The organism is Leisingera sp. ABD4_442, from assembly GCF_056160905.1.
Genome location: NZ_JBSWYB010000036.1, coordinates 27838 through 47869 on the forward strand (window position 1 = coordinate 27838; position 20032 = coordinate 47869).

Annotated in this window: 17 protein-coding genes and 3 tRNA genes; 5 read left to right on the top strand and 15 right to left on the bottom strand. The window is 62.7% G+C overall.

What is annotated here, in order from left to right:
- Positions 1 to 44 precede the first annotated feature (44 nt).
- Positions 45 to 431: a DUF2147 domain-containing protein gene (locus ACXAHG_RS19670; RefSeq protein ID WP_475044268.1), complete on the top strand. Its 387-nt coding sequence runs from the start codon at positions 45 to 47 to the stop codon at positions 429 to 431.
- Between the two features lie 2 nt (positions 432 to 433).
- Here the strand turns inward: ACXAHG_RS19670 and ACXAHG_RS19675 are convergent, their stop codons facing one another.
- Positions 434 to 685, bottom strand: coding sequence for a WGR domain-containing protein (locus tag ACXAHG_RS19675; RefSeq protein WP_475044266.1), 252 nt, complete (start codon positions 683 to 685; stop codon positions 434 to 436).
- A gap of 108 nt (positions 686 to 793) precedes the next feature.
- Positions 794 to 1330 (bottom strand): peroxiredoxin-like family protein, encoded by a 537-nt coding sequence (locus ACXAHG_RS19680; RefSeq protein ID WP_475060055.1) that lies wholly within the window; start codon positions 1328 to 1330, stop codon positions 794 to 796.
- 103 nt (positions 1331 to 1433) lie between these two features.
- Here ACXAHG_RS19680 and ACXAHG_RS19685 point away from each other — a divergent pair, with 103 nt between their 5' ends.
- Positions 1434 to 2165 carry a helix-turn-helix transcriptional regulator gene (locus ACXAHG_RS19685; RefSeq protein ID WP_475060057.1) on the top strand — a complete coding sequence of 244 codons (732 nt, stop codon included), beginning with the start codon at positions 1434 to 1436 and terminating at the stop codon, positions 2163 to 2165.
- Positions 2166 to 2231: 66 nt separating this feature from the next.
- On the opposite strand, the gene hisH is transcribed toward ACXAHG_RS19685, so the two are convergent.
- Both hisH and hisB read right to left on the bottom strand, forming a co-directional pair.
- Positions 2232 to 2870, bottom strand: a complete 639-nt coding sequence (gene hisH / locus ACXAHG_RS19690) for an imidazole glycerol phosphate synthase subunit HisH (protein WP_475044259.1) — start codon at positions 2868 to 2870, stop codon at positions 2232 to 2234.
- A gap of 1 nt (position 2871) precedes the next feature.
- Positions 2872 to 3459, bottom strand: a complete 588-nt coding sequence (gene hisB, locus ACXAHG_RS19695; protein WP_475044257.1) for an imidazoleglycerol-phosphate dehydratase HisB — start codon at positions 3457 to 3459, stop codon at positions 2872 to 2874.
- Positions 3460 to 3660: 201 nt separating this feature from the next.
- Here hisB and ACXAHG_RS19700 point away from each other — a divergent pair, with 201 nt between their 5' ends.
- The gene (locus tag ACXAHG_RS19700; protein WP_475044255.1) at positions 3661 to 3900 is read left to right on the top strand and encodes an Lrp/AsnC family transcriptional regulator; all 240 of its coding nucleotides are present in this window, start codon (positions 3661 to 3663) and stop codon (positions 3898 to 3900) included.
- Between the two features lie 43 nt (positions 3901 to 3943).
- Here the strand turns inward: ACXAHG_RS19700 and ACXAHG_RS19705 are convergent, their stop codons facing one another.
- From ACXAHG_RS19705 to ACXAHG_RS19745, 9 genes are all read right to left on the bottom strand, one after another.
- Positions 3944 to 4870: a calcium-binding protein gene (locus ACXAHG_RS19705; RefSeq protein WP_475044253.1), complete on the bottom strand. Its 927-nt coding sequence runs from the start codon at positions 4868 to 4870 to the stop codon at positions 3944 to 3946.
- 114 nt (positions 4871 to 4984) lie between these two features.
- Positions 4985 to 6337 (bottom strand): aminotransferase, encoded by a 1353-nt coding sequence (locus ACXAHG_RS19710; RefSeq protein WP_475060059.1) that lies wholly within the window; start codon positions 6335 to 6337, stop codon positions 4985 to 4987.
- 161 nt (positions 6338 to 6498) lie between these two features.
- Positions 6499 to 6573 (bottom strand) — tRNA-Gly (locus ACXAHG_RS19715).
- Between the two features lie 144 nt (positions 6574 to 6717).
- Positions 6718 to 6792, bottom strand: a tRNA-Gly gene (locus tag ACXAHG_RS19720).
- A gap of 90 nt (positions 6793 to 6882) precedes the next feature.
- Complete coding sequence (locus ACXAHG_RS19725) at positions 6883 to 7296, bottom strand: very short patch repair endonuclease (RefSeq protein WP_475044249.1); 414 nt, start codon at positions 7294 to 7296, stop codon at positions 6883 to 6885.
- Positions 7281 to 8183 (bottom strand): NaeI family type II restriction endonuclease, encoded by a 903-nt coding sequence (locus tag ACXAHG_RS19730; RefSeq protein WP_475044247.1) that lies wholly within the window; start codon positions 8181 to 8183, stop codon positions 7281 to 7283. The genes ACXAHG_RS19725 and ACXAHG_RS19730 overlap by 16 nt, the downstream gene beginning before the upstream one ends.
- Positions 8184 to 8327: 144 nt before the next feature.
- A complete protein-coding gene (locus ACXAHG_RS19735; protein ID WP_475044245.1) occupies positions 8328 to 9287 on the bottom strand; it encodes a DNA cytosine methyltransferase in 960 nt (319 codons plus the stop codon).
- Positions 9288 to 9431: 144 nt separating this feature from the next.
- Positions 9432 to 9506, bottom strand: a tRNA-Gly gene (locus ACXAHG_RS19740).
- Positions 9507 to 10006: 500 nt separating this feature from the next.
- Positions 10007 to 13450, bottom strand: a complete 3444-nt coding sequence (locus ACXAHG_RS19745; RefSeq protein WP_475060062.1) for a pyruvate carboxylase — start codon at positions 13448 to 13450, stop codon at positions 10007 to 10009.
- A gap of 407 nt (positions 13451 to 13857) precedes the next feature.
- On the opposite strand from ACXAHG_RS19745, the gene ACXAHG_RS19750 reads away from it, so the two are divergent.
- Positions 13858 to 14295 (top strand): BLUF domain-containing protein, encoded by a 438-nt coding sequence (locus ACXAHG_RS19750; RefSeq protein WP_475060064.1) that lies wholly within the window; start codon positions 13858 to 13860, stop codon positions 14293 to 14295.
- 3 nt (positions 14296 to 14298) lie between these two features.
- Here the strand turns inward: ACXAHG_RS19750 and ACXAHG_RS19755 are convergent, their stop codons facing one another.
- Entirely contained in the window at positions 14299 to 15441 is a 1143-nt protein-coding gene (locus tag ACXAHG_RS19755; protein ID WP_475060067.1) for an alpha-hydroxy acid oxidase, read from the bottom strand.
- Between the two features lie 111 nt (positions 15442 to 15552).
- Complete coding sequence (locus ACXAHG_RS19760) at positions 15553 to 17361, bottom strand: sensor domain-containing diguanylate cyclase (RefSeq protein ID WP_475044237.1); 1809 nt, start codon at positions 17359 to 17361, stop codon at positions 15553 to 15555.
- Positions 17362 to 17587: 226 nt separating this feature from the next.
- Here ACXAHG_RS19760 and ACXAHG_RS19765 point away from each other — a divergent pair, with 226 nt between their 5' ends.
- Complete coding sequence (locus ACXAHG_RS19765; protein WP_475060070.1) at positions 17588 to 19945, top strand: ATP-dependent helicase; 2358 nt, start codon at positions 17588 to 17590, stop codon at positions 19943 to 19945.
- Positions 19946 to 20032 lie beyond the last annotated feature (87 nt).

Here is a 20032-nt window from a genome sequence, read left to right on the forward strand (position 1 = left end):
GCAGGCATCAGGGACAGGCTGCCTGAAAACAGGGAGGAAATGGAATGAAACATCTACTGGCAGGCATTGCCGTGGCCTTGGGGCTGGCAGGTGCAGCTGCGGCGGACCCGGTTCTGGGTGTTTGGAAAACCGAACCCGATGACGGCTCCTATGCCCACATCCAGATGGCGAAATGCGGCGCCGCGGTTTGCGGCAAAATCGCCCGCACCTTCAACAGCGATGGTGAGTACCAGTCCCCGAACATTGGCAAGACGCTGGTGATCGACATGGTGCCAAACGGCGACGGCTCTTACGAGGGCAAGGTCTGGCGGCCCTCCAACGACAAGATCTACATCGGCAAGATGGATCTGGCGGGCAGCTCCTTGGCCTTGCGGGGCTGCGTTGCGGGCGGGCTGATCTGCTCGAAACAAACCTGGACCCGCGTCGAATAAGCCTAAAGCAGCCCCAGCTGCACCGGGATCGGCGCATAGCCGCGTTTCAGCTGCCGGTCCCGGAAGCGTTCGAAAATCGCCTGCGCTTCTGCCTGACCGGCAAAATACGTGCGCTTCTGCACCCCGCCCGGCGCGTTCAGCGGCCCGGATACACGCTCAACACACCAGTCGCCGAACAGGGTCGGCGTCAGGCTCAGCAGGCAATAGCGGTGCTTGCCTTCGGCGTGGTCGTATTTCTCGAAACGGATGTGCAATGGGGGCTGCCGCAGTGACAAAAGGTCCGCCCCGTATGCAACGAAGCGGACCCCTTGTCTATTGTTCAATCCGGCGAATTGCACTGGCCCCAGCGGCAGCTGTAACGCTTACACCTCACCGGTGTATTCGCCGCGCGCCGGGTAGTTGTTGGGGATGGCAAAATCCAGTGCCGCCACCAGTTCCGCGAAATGCGGGCGCACGAAAGGCATGGTCTGCACCGAGCCGTAATAGAGCGTCTGCTCCGGTGCTACCAGGAACAGGCCGGGCTCTGAGAACAGCGCAGGCTCCTCGATCCCGATAGAGGTCTTGCCGCGCGAGGTGGAGATATAAAGCCCCCATTCCTTGGCCACGGTGAGCGGCAGGTCGTAGCCGAACCGCAGTTCCTTGGCCTCGATCTTGCCGGCCATTGCACGTGTGCGCTCCTCGCCGTCAGAACTGATGGCGATGCAGTTGACACCGCGTTCGGCAAAGGCCGGAACCTTCTTCTCGAACTCCTTCAGATAGGTCGCGCAGATCGGGCAATGCAAACCGCGGTAAAAGCAGATCACAGTGCCGCGCTCGGCGGTTTCCGCAGAGAGGTTAAACTGCCCATGGTCCAGCGTCGGCAGGGTCAGGTCCGGGGTTTTCTGGCGGGGGATCAGCATGTTTTTGGTCCTTATGAATGATGTGAGTGGAGGTTCTTGTCCAAAGGTATCGCCCAGTTTACTGTTGTATAAATCCGAAAAAGCTGATGGAAACTCCGAAATCATGGATCGCCTCACCACATTGATGGACCGCTTCCAGCTCACCGTGCAGGCCGCTGCCCCGGGCGGGGCCAACCTTATTGCCCTGGCGGATGCGGCAGGACAGCCGGTGCGGATCCTCTACAGCACCCGCGGACCGTTGGCGGATCCGGCTCTGGGCGCGATCATGTGGGCAGCGCGAGTGGAGTGGTCGGGTCACAGCAACCCCTTCCTGGCCGCCTTGCCGCCGGTGGTGGAGTATGGTGTTTCCGGCAATGCCGAGGCACAGGGGCTGGTCAGGCTGATGCGGGATGAGGCAGAGGGCCAGCACTGCGGGGCGCAATCGGTGATCAACCGGCTGGGCGAGGTTCTGATGGTGCGCTTGCTGCGCAACCAGATCCGGAAAGGCGCGACAGAGCCGGGGCTCTTGGCGGGTCTTGCCGATCCCCGCCTCAGCCGTGCCATCGTGGCGATGCATGACCATCCCGGGCGCCTCTGGACCAACGCCGACCTGGCGCAGGAGGCAGGTCTGTCGCTGTCGCGCTTCGCGGAGCTTTTTGCCGCCGAAGTGGGCGAAACCCCGATCGGCTACCTGCGCCGCTGGCGGCTGATCCTGGCGCATCAGGATCTTGCGCGCGGTGACCGGGTAGAGGCCGTCGCGCGTCGCTATGCCTATACCAGCCCTGAAGGATTTACCCGTGCCTTCCGCAAGGCCTATGGCGTGGCGCCGGTTTCCCTGCGCAACGCGGCCGCCTGAAAGTCCCGGCTTTCATCTTTCCGAAAAAACTCCCGCCGGAGGCAACGGCGCTTCAGCGCCGTCCCCTTACGGTTTCCAGGTCAGGAAGTTGCCGATCATTCTCAGGCCCGTGGCCTGGCTTTTCTCCGGGTGGAACTGCATGCCCAGCATCGTGTCCCGGCCAATGACAGCCGTGACATCTCCGGCGTAATCCACATGCGCCAGCCGCTCCGCCGGGTTTGCCACGCGGAAATGGTAGGAGTGCACGAAATACACGTGATCGCCGCTTTGGATGCCGTCAAAGACCGGGTGCGCATGGTCGATCACCAGATCGTTCCAGCCCATATGCGGCACCTTCAGCGACGCATCCGCGGGTTCGATCTTCACCACATCGCCGCCAACCCAGCCGAGGCCCGGTGTCTCTTCATACTCATGCCCGGTGGTCGCCATCAGCTGCATGCCGACGCAGATGCCCAGGAACGGACGGCCCTTCTGCTCCACCGCTTCGACCATGGCGTCATAGATGCCCTTGTGGCCGCGCAGCTCCGCCGCGCAAGCCGGAAAGGCACCATCGCCGGGCAGCACCAGCCGGTCGGCGCGGGCCACCACATCGGCGTCAGAGGTCACCACGACCTCGCCCGCGTCCATCTCCCGCGCCATGCGCTGAAAGGCTTTCTCGGCAGAGTGCAGGTTGCCGGAATCGTAGTCGATAATCGCGGTCAGCATCTTAGAGTGCGCCCTTGGTCGACGGGATCGCATCCGCCTTGCGCGGATCGGTCTCCACTGCCAGCCGCAACGCACGGGCGACCGCCTTGAAGGCCGCCTCGGCGATGTGGTGGCTGTTGAACCCGTGCAGCTGGTCGATGTGCAGGGTGATGCCGCCGTGAGTGCTGAGCGCCTGGAAAAACTCCCGCACCAGCTCAGTGTCAAACGTGCCTATCTTCTGGGTCGGCAGCTCCACATTCCATATCAGGAAGGGGCGCGCCGACAGGTCCAGCGCACAGCGCACCTGGGTGTCGTCCATCGGCAGGTGGCACTCGCCATAGCGGCGGATGCCCTTCTTGTCCCCCAGCGCCTGCACCAGCGCCTGACCCAGCGCGATGCCGGTGTCCTCCACCGTGTGGTGGTCGTCGATGTGGTAATCGCCCTTGGCGCGGATGGTCATGTCAATCAGCGAATGGCGCGCCAGCTGGTCCAGCATATGGTCGAAAAAGCCAACCCCGGTCTGGTTGTCATAGACCCCGGTGCCATCCAGGTTGATCTCAACCGAGATATCGGTTTCCGCGGTCTTGCGGGTCACTTTGGCGGTACGCATCAGCGGCTTATCCTTCGTCATGCTGCAGGAATTCAAATTCTGCCTGGGCGCTTATAGGGCGGGCAGGGGGCATGGCTCAAGTGCGGCATTGTGCATGGGGGCAACCTGTTGCAGCAATCCAGGCATGATCCCGGTCTCTTGCGCCTGCCTGCGCCGCGTGCGAGCTTGGCGAAATTCCGTGACCATTCAAAAGGGCCGCCCATGTCCACCTGCGTCTTTGTCCAGATCCGCTGCAAGCCCGGCACCACTTACAAGGTGGCCGAGGAAATCGCCCTGCGCGAAATCCACTCCGAGCTTTATTCCACCAGCGGCAACTTTGACCTCTTGATGAAGCTCTACATCCCCTCAGGTGAAGACGTCGGCAAATTTATCAATGACCAGCTGCTGCAAATCGATGGGATCGAACGGTCGCTGACCACGATGACCTACAAGGTGTTTTGACGGCTGCCCCCTCCCGCCCCGAACAAGCGGGAGGGGAGAGCAATCAAAAGATGAAATCGGAGGCGTCGATTGGAACGTTGCTGCCTCCGAGGATGAGAATGCTGGTGCTGCCGTAGGTGATTTCCAGATCATTCCCGTCCGAGGTTAGCGTCAGATCGGCAAAACTGGTGACGCCATGATAGTCGATTTCGATCCGGTCCTTGCCATCGGACCAATTCTCGATGGTGTCGCTGCCCAGATTGCCGCCATTGAAGACAAACACGTCCCGGCCGGACTGGCCGCGCAGGATATCGTTGCCCTTTCCGCCTTCCAGCCGGTCGTCCCCGCCGCCGCCAGTCAAACGGTCATTCCCCGCGGATCCAACCAGCGTGTCATCGCCCTTGCCGCCCGACAGCGTGTCGCGGCCGCCGCCTCCGATCAGGCTGTCAGCGCCTCTGCCGCCAAGGATCTTGTCCCTGCCGCCGCCGCCCCACAGCTTGTCATTGCCCTGCCGCCCGTCAATCTTGTCGTTCCCGCCAAAGCCATTGAACTTGTCGCGTTTGCCGCCGCCCTGAAATTCATCCCGCCCGCTGAACACCTGCTTCAGAAGCTGGACGTTGTCCCGGTTGCTTTCCGTGGCCGAGACCCGGAAAAAATCGGCGGCGTCGATATTCAGCCCTGTCGCGGTTGAGGTGAAATCCGCCCCGGTTTCGGTTACATCGGTGATCAGCCCGCTGCTGGGCGTTGCCAGTGTTGTGCCGAACAGGGTGATATCGGTGAATTGCAGATCGGTGCCGCTGTAGACATCCGGTGCGGGATCGGGGATCGGAGGGGCGCCGGGGATGGGGGTGGAAATGTCCCGGACCAGCGAAAACCCCGTGCTGGACGTGCCGGTGACGCTTGCCCCCAGCTGAAACTGAAAGGACAGCCAGCCCAGGCCGCCGCCGGCCTGATCCGTTCGCGTATTTCCATTGACGACAAATTTTACCATGGAACACCTTTTGATTTGAATGATTAGGTGTTCACTGCTCCCTGGCTGCAATTCACGGGGAAAATGCGCCGCAAAGTTTCATCGCTCCACTGCGGCGCATCTTTTCCGCCGGGCTTACTGTGCAATCAGCCCCTTGTCCCACAGCTCCGCATAAGCCGCATCAATCGCGGTCCTCATCCGCGCCAGCATGTCATCGACCTCATCCTTGGTGATGATGATCGGCGGGCACAGAGCCACCGCATTGCCTGCAACCGCCCGGATGATCAGCCCGTTGGCCTCGCAGGCCTTCTGCGCAGCAGCCCCCGCCGCGCCCTTATCAAAGCTGGCGCCGGTGGTCTTGTTCGATACCAGCTCCAGCGCTGCGATCAGGCCCTTGCCGCGGACCTCACCGACCAGCGGATGATCGGTGAAGATCTCGCGCAGCTGCGCCTGCATATAGGCGCCCACCTCGGCGGCGTGCTCAAACAGGTTGTCGCGCTCATAGATCTCCAGCGTCTTCAGCGCCGCCGCACAGGCCGCCGGGTGGCCCGAATAGGTATAGCCGTGACCGAACACGCCAACCTCATTGGTCTGGGCGATCATTGCCTCATACATGTATCCCGGAATGACCGAGGCCGAGATCGGGAAATAGGCTGAGCTCAGCTGCTTGGCAAAGGTCATCAGGTCCGGCTTGATGCCCATGGTGGTACAGCCGAAATCAGCCCCGGTGCGGCCAAAACCGCAGATCACCTCATCCGCCCAGACCAGAATGCCATGCTTGCGCAATAGCGCCTGCAGCTTCTCGTAATAGCCCTCCGGCGGCACGATCACACCGGAGGCGCCGGTGATCGGCTCGACAATCATCGCCGCAATTGTATCCGGGTCTTCCGCCAGGATCTGTTGTTCCAGGTTATTGATGATCCGGTCGACGAACTGCTCTTCGGTCTCGTTGCCCTGGCGGCCGGTGTAGTAATGCGGTGAATCCGAGCGCAGGATCGACAGCGCCTCCAGCGGTGCGTCGAAATGGGCCAGGTTTGCAGGCAGCGAGGTTAGAGAGCCAGCCGCCACTGTCACCCCGTGATAACCGCGCTCCCGGGTGATGATCTTGCGCTTCTCCGGCTTGCCGATGGCGTTGAAGTAATAGCGCAGCATCTTGTAGTGGGTGTCATTGGCGTCGGATCCGGAGTTGCCAAAGAAGATATAGGCATCCTCCACCGGCACCATCGCCTTCAGCTTCTCGGCCAGTTCCATGATCGGTTCATGGGTCTTGCCGCCAAAGGTGTGCGAGAACGGCAGCTTGTGCAGCTGTTCGGTGATCGCGTCCATCACCTCGGTATTGCTGTAACCCAGAGAGGTGCACCACAGGCCGGCCAGCCCCTCGATGTATTTGTTGCCCTTCGTGTCATAGACATAGATGCCTTCGCCGCGGTCCAGGCACAGCTGCTCGGTCGCGGTGAAATTGGTAGTGGGATAGATGACTGGGGCCATGGCCAAACTCCTCCAATGGTCCGCCGGGAGGGGCGGAATCGCTGTTGCGCCCAGCATTGGCGGGAAAGCACAGCTGCGTCAAAAGGAATTTGATCATATTCATGGCGCAGGATTGGAAAAAGCGAAAGGCCGCCCCGAAGGGCGGCCTGTCCGTTTCCCGATGGAGCGGGCGATGAGATTCGAACTCACGACCCTTACCTTGGCAAGGTAATGCTCTACCCCTGAGCTACGCCCGCGCTGCCATCCGGTGACGCGGTGAATAGGAAATCCAGGCGCGGGCCGCAAGCGGAAAATGACGGTCCGGTGAAGAAAAAGCCGCCGATGCTGTGATGCACAAAAGCGAAAGGCCGCCCCGGAGGACGGCCTTTTCCGCTTTCGAATGGAGCGGGCGATGAGATTCGAACTCACGACCCTTACCTTGGCAAGGTAATGCTCTACCCCTGAGCTACGCCCGCGCTGCCATTCGGTGAGGCGGTGTTTAGGATTTTCCCAATCAAGCCGCAAGAGGAAATTTTCGAAACTGCGCAAGTATCTGTGGATAAGCGTTATTCCTCCGTTTTGAGGAACTCCGTGAGGCGGACTTCCAGTGCAGCAATATCTTTGGTCTCGCATTCCCAGATGGTCAGCACCTGCCAGCCCGCGTCCTGCAGCGCGGCCAGATGCTCCGTATCGCGCTCGACATTGCGCCGCAGCTTCGGCTCCCAGTAGTCGCGGCGGCTGGCCGGGATGCGCCCGTCGCGGCAGGTATGGAGATGCCAGAAACAGCCGTGTACGAATATCACCTTGCGCCGCGGCCCAAACACCAGATCGGGTTTGCCGGGCAGGTCCTTGCGGTGCAGCCGGTAGCGGTAGCCCATCCCATGCACCAGCCGCCGCACCAGCATCTCCGGCTTGGTGTGCTTGGCGCGGATCTTGGCCATATTGGCACTGCGCCGTTCCGGTGTCAGGGTGTCGGCCATTCCACATGGTGCCTGGATTGTTCCACCATGCGGGCATGGTAGCCGCTTTCAATCCGGCAGGAAACAAAGGCGCTGGCCGGGCAGGGCGGCAGCCCCAGCGCTTTGATCAGCTGGGCATCCTTCTGCCCCTCCAGCAGTACGATCTGCTCGCGCGCCAGAATGTCCCGGGTGCCGTGGCCGCCATCAGCGCGGATCCGGCGCATGAAGTCCTTTTGCTGCGCCACCGCCTCCACCACGTCGCGGGGAACCGAGCGGCCCTGGATCAGCCGGAATAGACGCGCCATGCGCTCGTTGCCGGTCTCTCCTGCAAAGATCTGCTCCACCGCCGCCTCATCCGCGGTGCGCCAGAAATTGGCGGGGTAGGGCTGATCCTTCAAGAGCCACAGGATATGGCGGAACCCCTCGGCGGAAATGCTGCGCTTGGCATCCTTGTTCTGGCCTTGGGTCAAATGCTCCGGCCGGGCCACGATCAGCCCCAGATAGCAGCGCGCCCGTACCTCATCCGCCGCGACCAGCAGGCAAGCGCAGTCCAGTGCCTCGGTGGGGATCATCCAGTTGCTGCCCATGGTGTGTTTGATGTCCACGTCCTGGCCAAGGATCTCTGTATCCAGCCGGCCTTTGCGCAGTTTCAACAGTGCCCGCAGCTCGATCTCCACCCGGGTGCCGATATAGGTCTTTTCAGTCTTCTCCAATTCCTCGTAGGCACGCCGCCCGGTCTTGGGTGTCATGATCACATCGTCGATGCATTGGCGCAGCATCTGCGGCACATCGTATTCCAGCGCTAAAGCGCCGCCCGCACGGGTGGCGATCTCTTCGGCCAGCGGGAAGAGGCGGCCGAAGTCGGGATGGCCCGGCAGGACCAGGCTGTCAGGGAGCTTTTGTTTCATGGAGAGGAACTTTGTTGGATGTCCCGCCCGGCCGATAGGCCGGGCAGCGCCCAACCGCCCCCACGGGCGGGCGCTGCGCTTCCGCCCGCGGTTGCGCGCTGCCCTCCGTGTGTCATGGAAGGGGGAGGTGAAAGGGGGGAGGCTCTACGCCCGCACAACATGCAGGTTCGGCTTGGCAATCGCCGCCTTCAGCTCGCGCGCCACCGCCTCGGCCACTGGCGGCGGGAAGGCGTTGCCGACTTGCCGGTAGGCATTGGTCTTGGCGCCGGTGAAATGCCAGGCATCCGGGAAGCCCTGAATACGCGCCACCATCCGCACCGTCAGGCGCGGCATGTCGTTGTGGAACGGGTCCGGTGCCTCGTTGGCGATGGTGCGCCCTTCAACGCCCAAAGCCGCCCAGGCGCGCCGCGCCCGGGTCGGGCCCAGATCCGGGCCGCCATGTTTCTTGGAGCCGCCAACGATGGTCGGCGCTATCTCATCTGCCTTGGCCGCCCAGTCATCAGCGCCGCGCCAGCCGCGCTCCTTCATCAGATCTATCAGGGTTGCCCCGACGGTCGGCGGATTGTGCGGCAGCGGCTCGGGCCAGTTGAACTGGCCGGCAAATTCCTTACGCAGGGCAACAATCGCCACCCGCGGCCGCAGCTGCGGCACGCCAAAGTCCGAGGCATTCAGCAAACGCCAGTCAGTCTCATACCCCAGCTTTGAGAGCTGCTTCTTCAGCTTCTCCCGGTAGTCGGAGAAAACCGCATCCAGAAAGCCGCGCACGTTTTCGATCATTACCGCGCGGGGGCGGGTGGCATCCACGATTTCGATCGCATCGTCGAACAGGTTGCGCTCGTCCTTCTCGCCCAGCTGCTTGCCGGCTACGGAAAACGGCGGGCAGGGCAGGCCGCCGGCCAGCAGGTCGATGCCCTTATAGTCACCGGCCACGTCCTTGAACTTGCGCACGTCCTCTTCCAGCACGTTCCACTGGGGGCGGTTGTGGCGCAGGGTGGCGCAGCAATGCTTGTCGATCTCCACCAGCGCCGTGTGGTCAAAGCCCGCCGCCTCGAGACCGAGGGCCTGGCCGCCCGCACCTGCGCATAGTTCTACCGATGTCAGCATTCTGCTCTGCCTGTCCGTTCGCGTTCTTGCTCTGTTCCTATGCGGTAAAGCGATTCCGCACAAGGTTTTCTGCACCGGGTCAGACTATGCGGAAATGCTGAAAAACGAAAGGCCGCCCCGAAGGGCGGCCTGTCCGTTTCCCGATGGAGCGGGCGATGAGATTCGAACTCACGACCCTTACCTTGGCAAGGTAATGCTCTACCCCTGAGCTACGCCCGCGCTGCCATCCGGTGAGCGGTGAAATAGGGCTTGGGCGCGCGGGCCGCAAGAGGAAAATCGGCAAGCGGAGAAAAAAATCTGCACCGGCCGCGACGGAGAATCGGGGCGCGCGCGTAACACCGTTCATAAATCGGAATTTCAGGGGAGATTGACTGGATGCTTTGCAAGGATTTCCTGCGGATCGGATGCCTGGGTGCAGCCATTGGCCTTGGATTGCTGGCGCATAGCAAGCCAGCGCGGACAGACAACTGGGCCGGTCCGGCTGAGGCCGTGATGCTGCAGAAAACTAAGGTTTCCAGCACGTGACCACCCGTTTCCCGGCGCGGGAAAGGGCCAAGAACCCTGCGGGGATCTTCGGGTGTCATGCACAGAGGGGCGCCCCTGTTTTCCGCGCCGGGAAACGGGCCGGAATTCTCGCAGAATTCCGCATCGCCAGTGCAAAGGAAAAGGGCGCCCGCCAGCCGGCTGGGCGCCCTTCCTGAACTTTCCGGTTCTGCGGCTTATTCCAGCTCGATCAGCAGATCCTTGGCGTCGATCTGACCGCCCGCCTGGACATGCACGGCCTTCACAACCGCGTCGCGCTCGGCGTGGATGCCGGTTTCCATCTTCATCGCTTCGATAGTCAGCAGCATGTCGCCTTCATGCACCTGCTGGCCTGCCTGTACCGCGACTGAGGCCACTACACCCGGCATCGGCGCGCCAACGTGGTTGGCATTGCCCGCTTCCGCCTTGGCACGCTGCTCGGTCGAGGCCTTCACCAGGCGGTTCGGCACCCGGATCACCCGCGGCTGGCCGTTGAGCTCGAAGAAGACCTTTACCTCGCCCTTCTCGTCCGTTTCACCCACGGCCTGCAGACGGATTTCCAAGGTTTTGCCCGGATCGATCTCGGCAGTGATCTCGTCGCCCGGCTCCATGCCATAGAAGAAGGTCTTGGTCGGCAGGGCGCGTACTGGGCCGTACTGACGGTGGCGGCCCATGTAGTCCAGGAACACCTTCGGATACATCAGGTAGCCGTTCAGGTCCTCATCATCGACCTTGAAGCCTTCCAGCTGCTTGGACAGATCCGCACGCACTGCTTCCAGGTCGACCGGCTCCAGATGCGCGCCGGGGCGTTCGGTGTTGGGCGCTTCGCCCTTCAGAACCTTGCTGACGATGCTCTCCGGGAAGCCGCCCGGGGGCTGGCCCAGGTTGCCGCGCATCATATCGACCACCGAGTCGGGGAAGGCTACGTCCGTTTCCGGGCTCTCCACCTCGTCGCGGGTCAGGCCCTGGCTGACCATCATCAGCGCCATGTCGCCAACAACCTTGGATGAGGGCGTCACTTTCACGATGTCGCCGAACATCTGGTTCACATCGGCATAGGTCTGCGCCACGTCGGCCCATTTCTCTTCCAAGCCCAGCGAGCGCGCCTGCGCCTTCAGGTTGGTGAACTGGCCGCCCGGCATCTCGTGCAGGTAAACCTCGGAGGCCGGCGCCTGCAGGCCGCTTTCGAACGCCGCATACTGGCCGCGCACCTGCTCCCAGTAGCCTGAGATCTCGCGCACCTTGGCGATTTCGATGCCAGTGTCGCGGTCGGTGTTGCGCAGGCCCTCGACAATCGAGCCCAGGCAGGGCTGCGAGGTGCCGCCCGAGAACGCATCCATGGCTGCATCCACCGCATCAACGCCCGCATCCGCTGCCGCCAGGATGGTGGCGCCGGCAATGCCGGAGGTGTCGTGGGTGTGGAAGTGGACCGGCAGGCCGACCTCTTCCTTCAACGCCTTGATCAGCACCCGCGCCGAGGCAGGCTTCAGCAGACCCGCCATGTCCTTCAGGCCCAGGATATGGGCGCCCGCGGCCTCCATCTCCTTAGCCATGCCAACATAGTATTTCAGGTCGTATTTGGAGCGGTTCGGATCCAGGATGTCGCCGGTATAGCAGACGGTGCCTTCGCAGACCTTGCCGCTTTCGACCACCGCATCCATGGCAACGCGCATGTTCTCAACCCAGTTCAGCGAGTCGAACACACGGAACACGTCCACACCGGTCTCCGCCGCCTGACGCACAAACTCCTGCACCACGTTGTCGGGATAGTTGGTGTAGCCCACCCCGTTGGAGGCGCGCAGCAGCATCTGGGTCATCAGGTTCGGCATCCGCTCGCGCAGGTCGCGCAAGCGCTGCCAGGGGCATTCCTGCAGGAAGCGGTAGGCCACGTCAAAGGTCGCACCGCCCCAGCATTCAACCGAGAACAGCTGGTTCAGATGCTGCGCATAGGCCGGCGCCACTTTGATCATGTCGATTGAGCGCATCCGGGTCGCGAGCAGCGACTGGTGGCCGTCGCGCATGGTGGTGTCGGTGAGCAGCAGCTGGCGCTGCGCCTTCATCCAGTCGGCAACAGCCTGGGCGCCTTTTTGCTCCAGCAGGTTGCGGGTGCCATAGGGCAGGTTGCCCGGCTCGGCGTGCGGTGCGCGCGGCTCCTTCAGGTCGGCAGCGGGGGCTGCGCGGCCTTCGGTCTCCGGGTGGCCGTTCACGGTGATGTCGGCGATATAGGTCAGCACCTTGGTGCCGCGGTCGCGCCGCTTCTTGAAGCTGAACAGGTCCGGGGTCTCGTCGATGAACTTGGTGGTGTATTCATTCGACAGGAAGGTTGGGTGTTTCAGCAGGTTCTCAACGAACGCGATGTTGGTGGAAACACCGCGCACCCGGAATTCGCGCAGCGCACGGTCCATGCGGGCAATCGCCTTCTCGGGCGTCGGCGCCCAGGCGGTCACTTTGGTCAGAAGCGAGTCATAGTAACGGGTGATTACGCCGCCTGCATAAGCGGTGCCGCCGTCCAGGCGGATGCCCATGCCGGTGGCCGAGCGGTAGGCGGTGATGCGGCCGTAGTCCGGGATGAAGTTATTGAGCGGATCCTCGGTGGTCACACGAGTCTGCAGCGCGTGGCCGTTGAGGCGGATGTCGTCCTGCCCGGCCTTGCCGGTGGCCTCGGCAATGGTCTTGCCTTCGGCGATCAGGATCTGCGCCTGCACGATGTCGATGCCGGTGACCTCTTCGGTCACGGTATGCTCCACCTGCACCCGCGGGTTCACTTCGATGAAGTAGAACTTGCCGTCGTTCATATCCATCAGGAATTCGACGGTGCCCGCGCATTCATAGTTCACATGCTGGCAGATCTTGCGGCCGAGATCGCACAGTTCCGCACGCTGTTCTTCGCTCAGGTACGGGGCAGGGGCGCGCTCGACCACTTTCTGGTTGCGGCGCTGAACCGAGCAATCCCGTTCATAGAGGTGATAGATCTCGCCGTGCTTGTCGCCCAGGATCTGAACCTCGACGTGGCGGGCGCGGGTGATCATCTTCTCCAGGTAGCCCTCGCCGTTGCCAAAGGCGGCTTCCGCTTCGCGGCGGCCTTCCAGCACTTTCTCTTCCAGCTCTTTATCAGCGTGGATCGGACGCATGCCGCGGCCGCCACCGCCCCAGGAGGCCTTCAGCATCAGCGGGTAGCCAATCTCAGCTGCTTCCTTGCGGATCGCGTCCATGTCGTCGCCCAGCACTTCGGTCGCCGGAATGACCGGAACGCCAGCGGCAATCGCCACCTTGCGGGCAGAGGCCTTGTCGCCAAGGGCGCGCATGGTTTCGGCCTTGGGGCCGATAAAGGTGATGCCGTTGCGGGCGCAGGCATCCACGAAGTCCGGGTTCTCCGACAACAGGCCGTAACCGGGGTGGATCGCATCAGCACCGCTTTCCTTGGCGACGCGGATGATCTCTTCGATCGACAGATAGGCCGCCACCGGGCCCATGCCTTCGCCGATCCGGTAGGCCTCGTCAGCCTTGAACCGGTGCAGGCCGAGCTTGTCTTCCTCGGCATAGACGGCGACGGTGCGTTTGCCCATTTCGTTGGCTGCGCGCATCACGCGGATCGCGATCTCGCCACGGTTGGCAATCAGGATTTTTTTGAAGTCGGTCATTTCACCCTCGGGGTCCGTGCAAGTTGGTGCAGTGTTAGGCGGATATTATCGAACCGCACAACCGTAGTTCTGGGTATTTCCGGCATGATTGCGCTCTCAAGCGGCCTGTTTTTCCAATTCTGTTACATTCCAGGCGGCGGAAATATCCCGCTGGTAACGGACAATAGGTCCGGTTTGCACCTTATTTTCGGCGTGCAAAGAGGTGCGCGCCAGCCGCATTGGACACTGAGGCTCAACTTTAGGTCAGCAAAGCGGACCTGGCCTGCAACCAATGAACCGGTAGCCTGTCCTTTTGCGGCGGCCCTGCGCGGCCGCCGGGCGGGTAAACTGATTTCAATCGCGGCTTCAAGTGCTTGCCCGCTGAAACCGCCTGGCTGCGGCCAGGCCAGCAGCAAAGGAGAGTGAACATGCACCGTATCATTTACGTCAGCCAGTCCGCCCGCAGGATGTCCAGCGCAGAGCTGGGCGGGATCGTCAAAAAGGCACAGGAAGCGAATGCTGCTGTGGATGTGACCGGCATGCTGGTCGGCCACAGGGGCTGGTTCCTGCAGGTCATCGAAGGCCCGGCAGAGGCTCTGGCTGCGCTGTTTCACCGCATCAGCGCGGACCCGCGCCACGGCAATATCCGGGTACTGGTGAGCGAAACAGCGGCAGAGCGGGCGTTCCCGGAGTGGCGGATGGCCTTTTCCGAACCGCAAATGCTGCCGGAACGCGTGCGCAAACACGTGTTTTCCCTGCAGAACCTGATTCCGATCAACAGCCCGGACCGCGGCAGCGAAACTGCAGTGCGGCAGGTGGTGCGGGATTTCCTGGCCGCCTTCGAACGGCTGGAAAAGACCGCATGACACCTACAGCGCGCGTATCTCAACTGAGCTGAGACCGTCCAGGCCGGCGATACCTAGCTGACCCATGCAGGACTCCAGATCCTTGGCCAGAAGGCTGATCAGATGCGCCGGTCCGGCCTTGCCCAGGGCGGCCAGCGCATAGTGAAAGGCGCGGCCCAGCATGATGAAATCCGCCCCCAGCGCCAGCGCCCGCAGAATGTCCAGCCCGCCCTCGATACCGCTGTCAAAGATCACTGGCACGGAAACGGCCTCGCGGATTTCCGGCAGCAGGCTGATGGCGGGCGGGCAGCCGTCGAATTGGCGCCCGCCATGGTTCGAAAGCCAGATGGCATCGGCCCCGGCCTCCTGCAGCAGCCGGGCGTCCTCGGCCCGCTGCACACCCTTGACGACAAACGGCCCATCCCAGTTGCGGCGCAGCCAATGCACATACTCCCAGCCGGGCGAGGTGCGCAGCAGATAGCCGATATGCGCCGTTGGCGGCAGGTTGGCCTGTGCGCCGCTGACGTATTTGTCCAATGTCCGCATATGCGGCAGGCCCTGCCGTACCATTCCCAGCGCCCAGGCAGGCCGCCGTGCAATCTGCGCCAAAAGCCGCGGGGTCAGCCGCGGCGGCTGGGTCAGGCCCGAACGCACTTGCCGTTCCCGGCGCGAGGCGACCGGCACATCCACCGTCAGCACCAGCGTGCCAAAGCCTGCATCCCGAGCCCGTGCCAGCAGGTCTGCGCGGATGGTTTCATCCTTGGGCGGATACAGCTGGAACCAGGCGTCCCTTCCCAGATGCGGCGCCAGATCTTCCGGCGACTGGCTGGCCACCGTGGACAGGCAATAGGGGATGCCCGCTGCCGCGGCGCTGCGCGCCAGAATGCCCTCTGCATCAGGCCAGATCAGCCCCGACATGCCCACGGGGGCGACGCCGAAGGGGCAGGCGTGGACGGTTCCCAGGAGGTTCACAGACAGATCGGTCTCCAGCGGCCCGTGCAGCACCGAGGGCAGCATACCGATCCGGTCCAGCCCGGCCCGGTTCTGCGCCTTGGCGGCCTCAGTGCCGGTGCCGCTGTCCAGATACTCCCAGACGAAATGCGGCAGCCGCCGCCTGGCGCGGTGCTTCAGATCGCCAAGCCCCGGGTATCGCTGATGCAAATCCATGCAGGCATTGGTACGCGGCGGGCGCGGATGTGCAAGGAAAAGCGCTGGCTCTTTGCCCGTCTTCTTGCCCGCGCTTGCGCCCTGGCATGGCGCGCCGCCGGCGGCGGCGGTTCAGGCCGCTTCGCCCTGGCTGCTGCCCGGTCCGTCCTCCCCGGTGCTTCCCGCGCCGTCCGGCTGCACCGCCGGGCCGCGCGGTTCAGGCATGGCGCCTTCGGCAATGCAAACCTGGTTGCGGCCCTTGGCCTTGGCTTCATAAAGCGCTGCATCGGATGCCCGCAGCAGGTCCTGCGGCATGGTGCCATGGGCGGGGTAGTGGGCCACACCAAGCGAGATAGAGATCCGCGGCAGCGCCTTTTCGCCATAGCGGACAACCACGTCCTCGATCACCTGCCGCAGCAGTTCCGCCTTGGTGACCGCATCCACCGGGCTCACGCCGGGCAAGAGCAGCGCAAATTCCTCGCCGCCCGGGCGGCAGGCCACTTCATCGCCGTCGCAAGCCTGCTCCATCGCAGCGCCAACCGCGCGCAGAACCATGTCGCCGGCATCATGGCCGTGGTTGTCGTTGAACTTCTTGAAATGGTCGACGTCGATCGACACCACACTCAGCGGCTTGCCGTTATTCTGGCTCGCGGCCACGAATTTGCGCAGGCTTTCGGTCATGTGGCGGCGGTTGAAAAGCCCGGTCAGCGGGTCGCGCACCGACTGGTCGTGCAGCTGGTCGCGCATCCGCACATTGGCAATCGCCATTGAGATCTGCTCCGCGCACATCTGCGCCAGTTTCTTGCTCGACACAAACTCCGGGCAGTTGTCCTTGATCGCCCGCAAATGCATCAGGCCGACAGTCTCGCCATGGGCCAGAATCGGAAAGCAATAGTAGCTGCGCCCGTCATGCGGCTCCGCGTGCTCGCAGACAAAATCAATCTCAGATGTGCCGAACTCATAGGTGCGGCCCCGGCGCAGGCCCCAGCATTCCTCAGGGTGGATATGATCCTTGTGGCTGCCGCCGTTCCAGCTGGCACAGCCGTCCAGTACATCGCGGGAGTTGGAATAAACATAGACGCTGCCTTCTGCGGTCGGCAGGATATGGGTCATGAAGCGGGCAACCATGTCAAACAGCTCATCCAAAGAGCGGCTCGACTGCAGCCATTCATTCAGTTCCCCCAGCAGCTGCACCTCCCGTGCCAGCCGCAGCTGCTCGTCCAGGATGTCACGCTCCTTTTCGTTGCGCTGCCGCATCTGGTTCATGCTGAACCGGTTGGTCCGGAACACCACATAAACCGCCACGGTCATCGCCAGCAGCGCAATGGAGGTCAGAACAATCAGCGACAGCCGGGCACGGCGGATGAACGTGTCGCGCAGGTCGGTGATGTCGGTGTAGAAATCAATCGCGCCGTCAAAATGCCCGTTGTGAACCAGCGGCACGTAAAGCTGCGCAACCTCGCGCCTGATGCTGCTGTCAAACCCGTTGGATTGCAGCGGGAACCCGTCCACCTCATAGGCGGGCAATGGCTCATGCATGTAATAAACCTCGCCGCGGGCCACCTGCGTGCTGAAAAAGGCGTTGGTCTCATACTCGCCGATCTCATCGCTGCGGGTGGACCAGAAAATCTCCCCCTCGGAGGTCAGCAGCCGGAACCGGAATACGTCCGTTTCATCCGGCAGCAGCAGCAGGTCCCGGGCGTCTTCGGGCTGGATCAGCCCGTCCTCAAAGGCGGTCTCGACATTGGTCATATGCAAGACAACCCGGCGCTGCCAATGCTCCGACTGTTTGCGCAGGTCGTTTTCAATCATCCGGTCCACGATCGGCTCCGGCACCGCAAAAACGGCCCATGCCGATGCGGAAGCTGCCGCAATCAGGACAAAGATCAGCGACATGCTGCGGATCTTCTCAGCAAGGCTGGATCTGAAATTTTTTTGCATATTCCTGCGCCTAAAGTAATGAATATTAAGGTGGCGGTGTGTCTCCGCGAACGTAGACAGGATTGCTTTCAGGACCGTTAACCCGCCGTAAGCAGGAAGGGATTTTTCTTTGCTGCCCGCGCTTTAACCTGCTTCGGCCCGGGCCTTGCGGGGTGCGCGCCCAGCAGGTGAACAGACTGTGAACGTCCTCTTTCCGCCGGACCTGAATCACGCTAGGATCACGGCCATGAGCAGTTTTGACGAAATGGACGCCTTTGAGGGCGCATCGCTGTCGTCCCGCGCCATGGCAGCGCGGCCGATGCCCTATCTGGACACGCTGAACCCCGCCCAGCGGGAGGCGGTGGAATGCCTCGACGGCCCTGTGCTGATGCTGGCCGGCGCCGGCACCGGCAAAACCAAGGCGCTGACCACCCGCATCGTGCATCTCCTCAGCACTGGCCGCGCCCGCCCGAATGAGATTCTGTCGGTCACCTTCACCAACAAGGCCGCCCGCGAGATGAAGGAGCGGGTGGCGGGCATGCTCGGCCAGGCGGTCGAGGGGATGCCCTGGCTCGGCACTTTCCACTCGATCTGCGTGAAACTGCTGCGCCGCCATGCCGAATTGGCCGGGTTGAAATCGAATTTCACCATTCTTGACACCGACGACCAGATCCGGCTTTTGAAGCAGCTGATCCAGGCCGCGGGCATCGACGACAAGCGCTGGCCCGCGCGGATGCTGGCAAACATCATTGACGACTGGAAAAACCGCGCCCTGACGCCGGAGAAGGTGCCGGTTGCCGACGCCAGCGCCTACAACGGCCGCGGCACCGAATTCTACGCCCAGTACCAGACCCGCCTGCGTGAGCTGAACGCGGTGGATTTCGGCGATCTGCTCCTGCACATGGTGACGATCTTCCAGAACCATCCGGACGTGCTGGAGCAATACCAGCGCTGGTTCCGTTACATCATGGTGGATGAATACCAGGATACCAACGTTGCCCAGTACCTATGGCTGCGGCTCCTGGCCGGCGCGCACAAGAACGTCTGCTGCGTTGGCGACGACGATCAGTCGATCTATGGCTGGCGCGGCGCCGAGGTCGGCAACATCCTGCGGTTCGAAAAGGATTTCCCCGGCGCCATGGTGGTGCGGCTGGAGCAGAACTACCGTTCCACCGGCCATATCCTGGCCGCCGCCTCCAACGTGATCCGCGGCAATGCCGGCCGCTTGGGCAAGGAGCTGTGGACCGATGCCGGCGACGGCGAAAAGGTCCGGCTGATCGGCCATTGGGACGGCGAGGAAGAAGCTCGCTGGATCGGCGAGGAAATCGAGGCGATGCAGCGCGGCACCCGCGGCCAGCGGCCTATCGGCCTCAACAGCATGGCCATCCTAGTCCGTGCCTCCCACCAGATGCGCGCGTTTGAGGACCGCTTCCTGACCATCGGCCTGCCGTACCGCGTTATCGGCGGCCCGCGGTTCTATGAGCGGATGGAGATCCGCGATGCCATGGCCTATTTCCGTGTTGTTGTCTCGCCCGACGACGACCTGGCGTTTGAACGCATCGTCAACACCCCCAAGCGCGGCCTCGGCGACAAGGCGCAACAGACCATCCAGGGCATTGCCCGCGAAAACGGCGTCTCGCTGGTGGAGGGTGCCCGGCTGGCGGTCGAGTCGGGCCAGATTAAGGGCAAGGGCGGCGGCGCCCTGCGCCAGCTGGTTGAGGGCATCGCCCGCTGGGGCCATATGGCGGGCGACGCGGACATGACCCATATGGAACTGGCCGAAATCATCTTGGATGAGAGCGGCTACACCACCATGTGGCAGAACGACAAGAACCCGGATTCGCCGGGCCGGCTGGAAAACCTCAAAGAACTGGTGAAGGCGCTGGAAAGCTTCGAGAACCTGCAGGGCTTCCTCGAACACGTCAGCCTGGTGATGGACAATGACAAGCAGGACGCGGACGAGAAGGTCTCGATCATGACCCTGCACGCCGCCAAAGGGCTGGAGTTCCCTGCGGTATTCCTGCCGGGCTGGGAGGACGGGCTGTTCCCCTCGCAGCGCTCGATGGATGAAAGCGGCCTCAAAGGGCTCGAGGAAGAGCGCAGGCTGGCCTATGTGGGCATCACAAGGGCAGAGCAGATCTGCACCATTTCCTTTGCCGGCAACCGCCGGGTCTTCGGCCAGTGGCAGTCGCAGCTGCCCTCGCGCTTCATTGATGAGCTGCCCGAAGAGCACGTCGAGGTGCTGACCCCGCCGGGCCTCTACGGCGGCGGCTATGGCGCGGCGGCCCCCGGAGCGGGGCAGGTCCGCTCGACGATCGACGAGAGGGTAGCCCAGGCCGACGGCTACAATTCCCCGGGCTGGAAGCGGATGCAGGCCCGCGCAGGGCAATACGGCATGTCTCAGCCCAAGGAGAGCAAGAACACGGTGATCGACCTCACCGCCACCTCCAGCTTCACCTTGGGGGAGCGGGTGTTCCACCAGAAATTCGGCTATGGCGCCATCACCGGGATCGAAGGCGACAAGCTGGAAGTGGATTTTGAGAAGGCAGGCCCCAAGAAAGTGGTGGCCAAATTCGTGACTGCCACCGACGACGTTCCTTTCTGAAGTCCAGTATCACGCCGGTTTGACCGGCGGATCGGATCGCGCAGCGATCCGATCCGGGCGCAGGCGCGGCGGTCAGCTGCGCTGCCC

Excerpts from the sequence above, each read along its gene's own strand:
- ACXAHG_RS19670 (WP_475044268.1), top strand. The coding sequence starts at position 45 with ATGAAACATCTACTGGCAGGCATTGCCGTGGCCTTGGGGCTGGCAGGT.
- ACXAHG_RS19680 (WP_475060055.1), bottom strand. The coding sequence starts at position 1,330 with ATGCTGATCCCCCGCCAGAAAACCCCGGACCTGACCCTGCCGACGCTG.
- ACXAHG_RS19685 (WP_475060057.1), top strand. The coding sequence starts at position 1,434 with ATGGATCGCCTCACCACATTGATGGACCGCTTCCAGCTCACCGTGCAG.
- hisH (WP_475044259.1), bottom strand. The coding sequence starts at position 2,870 with ATGCTGACCGCGATTATCGACTACGATTCCGGCAACCTGCACTCTGCC.
- hisB (WP_475044257.1), bottom strand. The coding sequence starts at position 3,459 with ATGCGTACCGCCAAAGTGACCCGCAAGACCGCGGAAACCGATATCTCG.
- ACXAHG_RS19700 (WP_475044255.1), top strand. The coding sequence starts at position 3,661 with ATGTCCACCTGCGTCTTTGTCCAGATCCGCTGCAAGCCCGGCACCACT.
- ACXAHG_RS19705 (WP_475044253.1), bottom strand. The coding sequence starts at position 4,870 with ATGGTAAAATTTGTCGTCAATGGAAATACGCGAACGGATCAGGCCGGC.
- ACXAHG_RS19710 (WP_475060059.1), bottom strand. The coding sequence starts at position 6,337 with ATGGCCCCAGTCATCTATCCCACTACCAATTTCACCGCGACCGAGCAG.
- ACXAHG_RS19725 (WP_475044249.1), bottom strand. The coding sequence starts at position 7,296 with ATGGCCGACACCCTGACACCGGAACGGCGCAGTGCCAATATGGCCAAG.
- ACXAHG_RS19730 (WP_475044247.1), bottom strand. The coding sequence starts at position 8,183 with ATGAAACAAAAGCTCCCTGACAGCCTGGTCCTGCCGGGCCATCCCGAC.
- ACXAHG_RS19735 (WP_475044245.1), bottom strand. The coding sequence starts at position 9,287 with ATGCTGACATCGGTAGAACTATGCGCAGGTGCGGGCGGCCAGGCCCTC.
- ACXAHG_RS19745 (WP_475060062.1), bottom strand. The coding sequence starts at position 13,450 with ATGACCGACTTCAAAAAAATCCTGATTGCCAACCGTGGCGAGATCGCG.
- ACXAHG_RS19750 (WP_475060064.1), top strand. The coding sequence starts at position 13,858 with ATGCACCGTATCATTTACGTCAGCCAGTCCGCCCGCAGGATGTCCAGC.
- ACXAHG_RS19755 (WP_475060067.1), bottom strand. The coding sequence starts at position 15,441 with ATGGATTTGCATCAGCGATACCCGGGGCTTGGCGATCTGAAGCACCGC.
- ACXAHG_RS19760 (WP_475044237.1), bottom strand. The coding sequence starts at position 17,361 with ATGCAAAAAAATTTCAGATCCAGCCTTGCTGAGAAGATCCGCAGCATG.
- ACXAHG_RS19765 (WP_475060070.1), top strand. The coding sequence starts at position 17,588 with ATGAGCAGTTTTGACGAAATGGACGCCTTTGAGGGCGCATCGCTGTCG.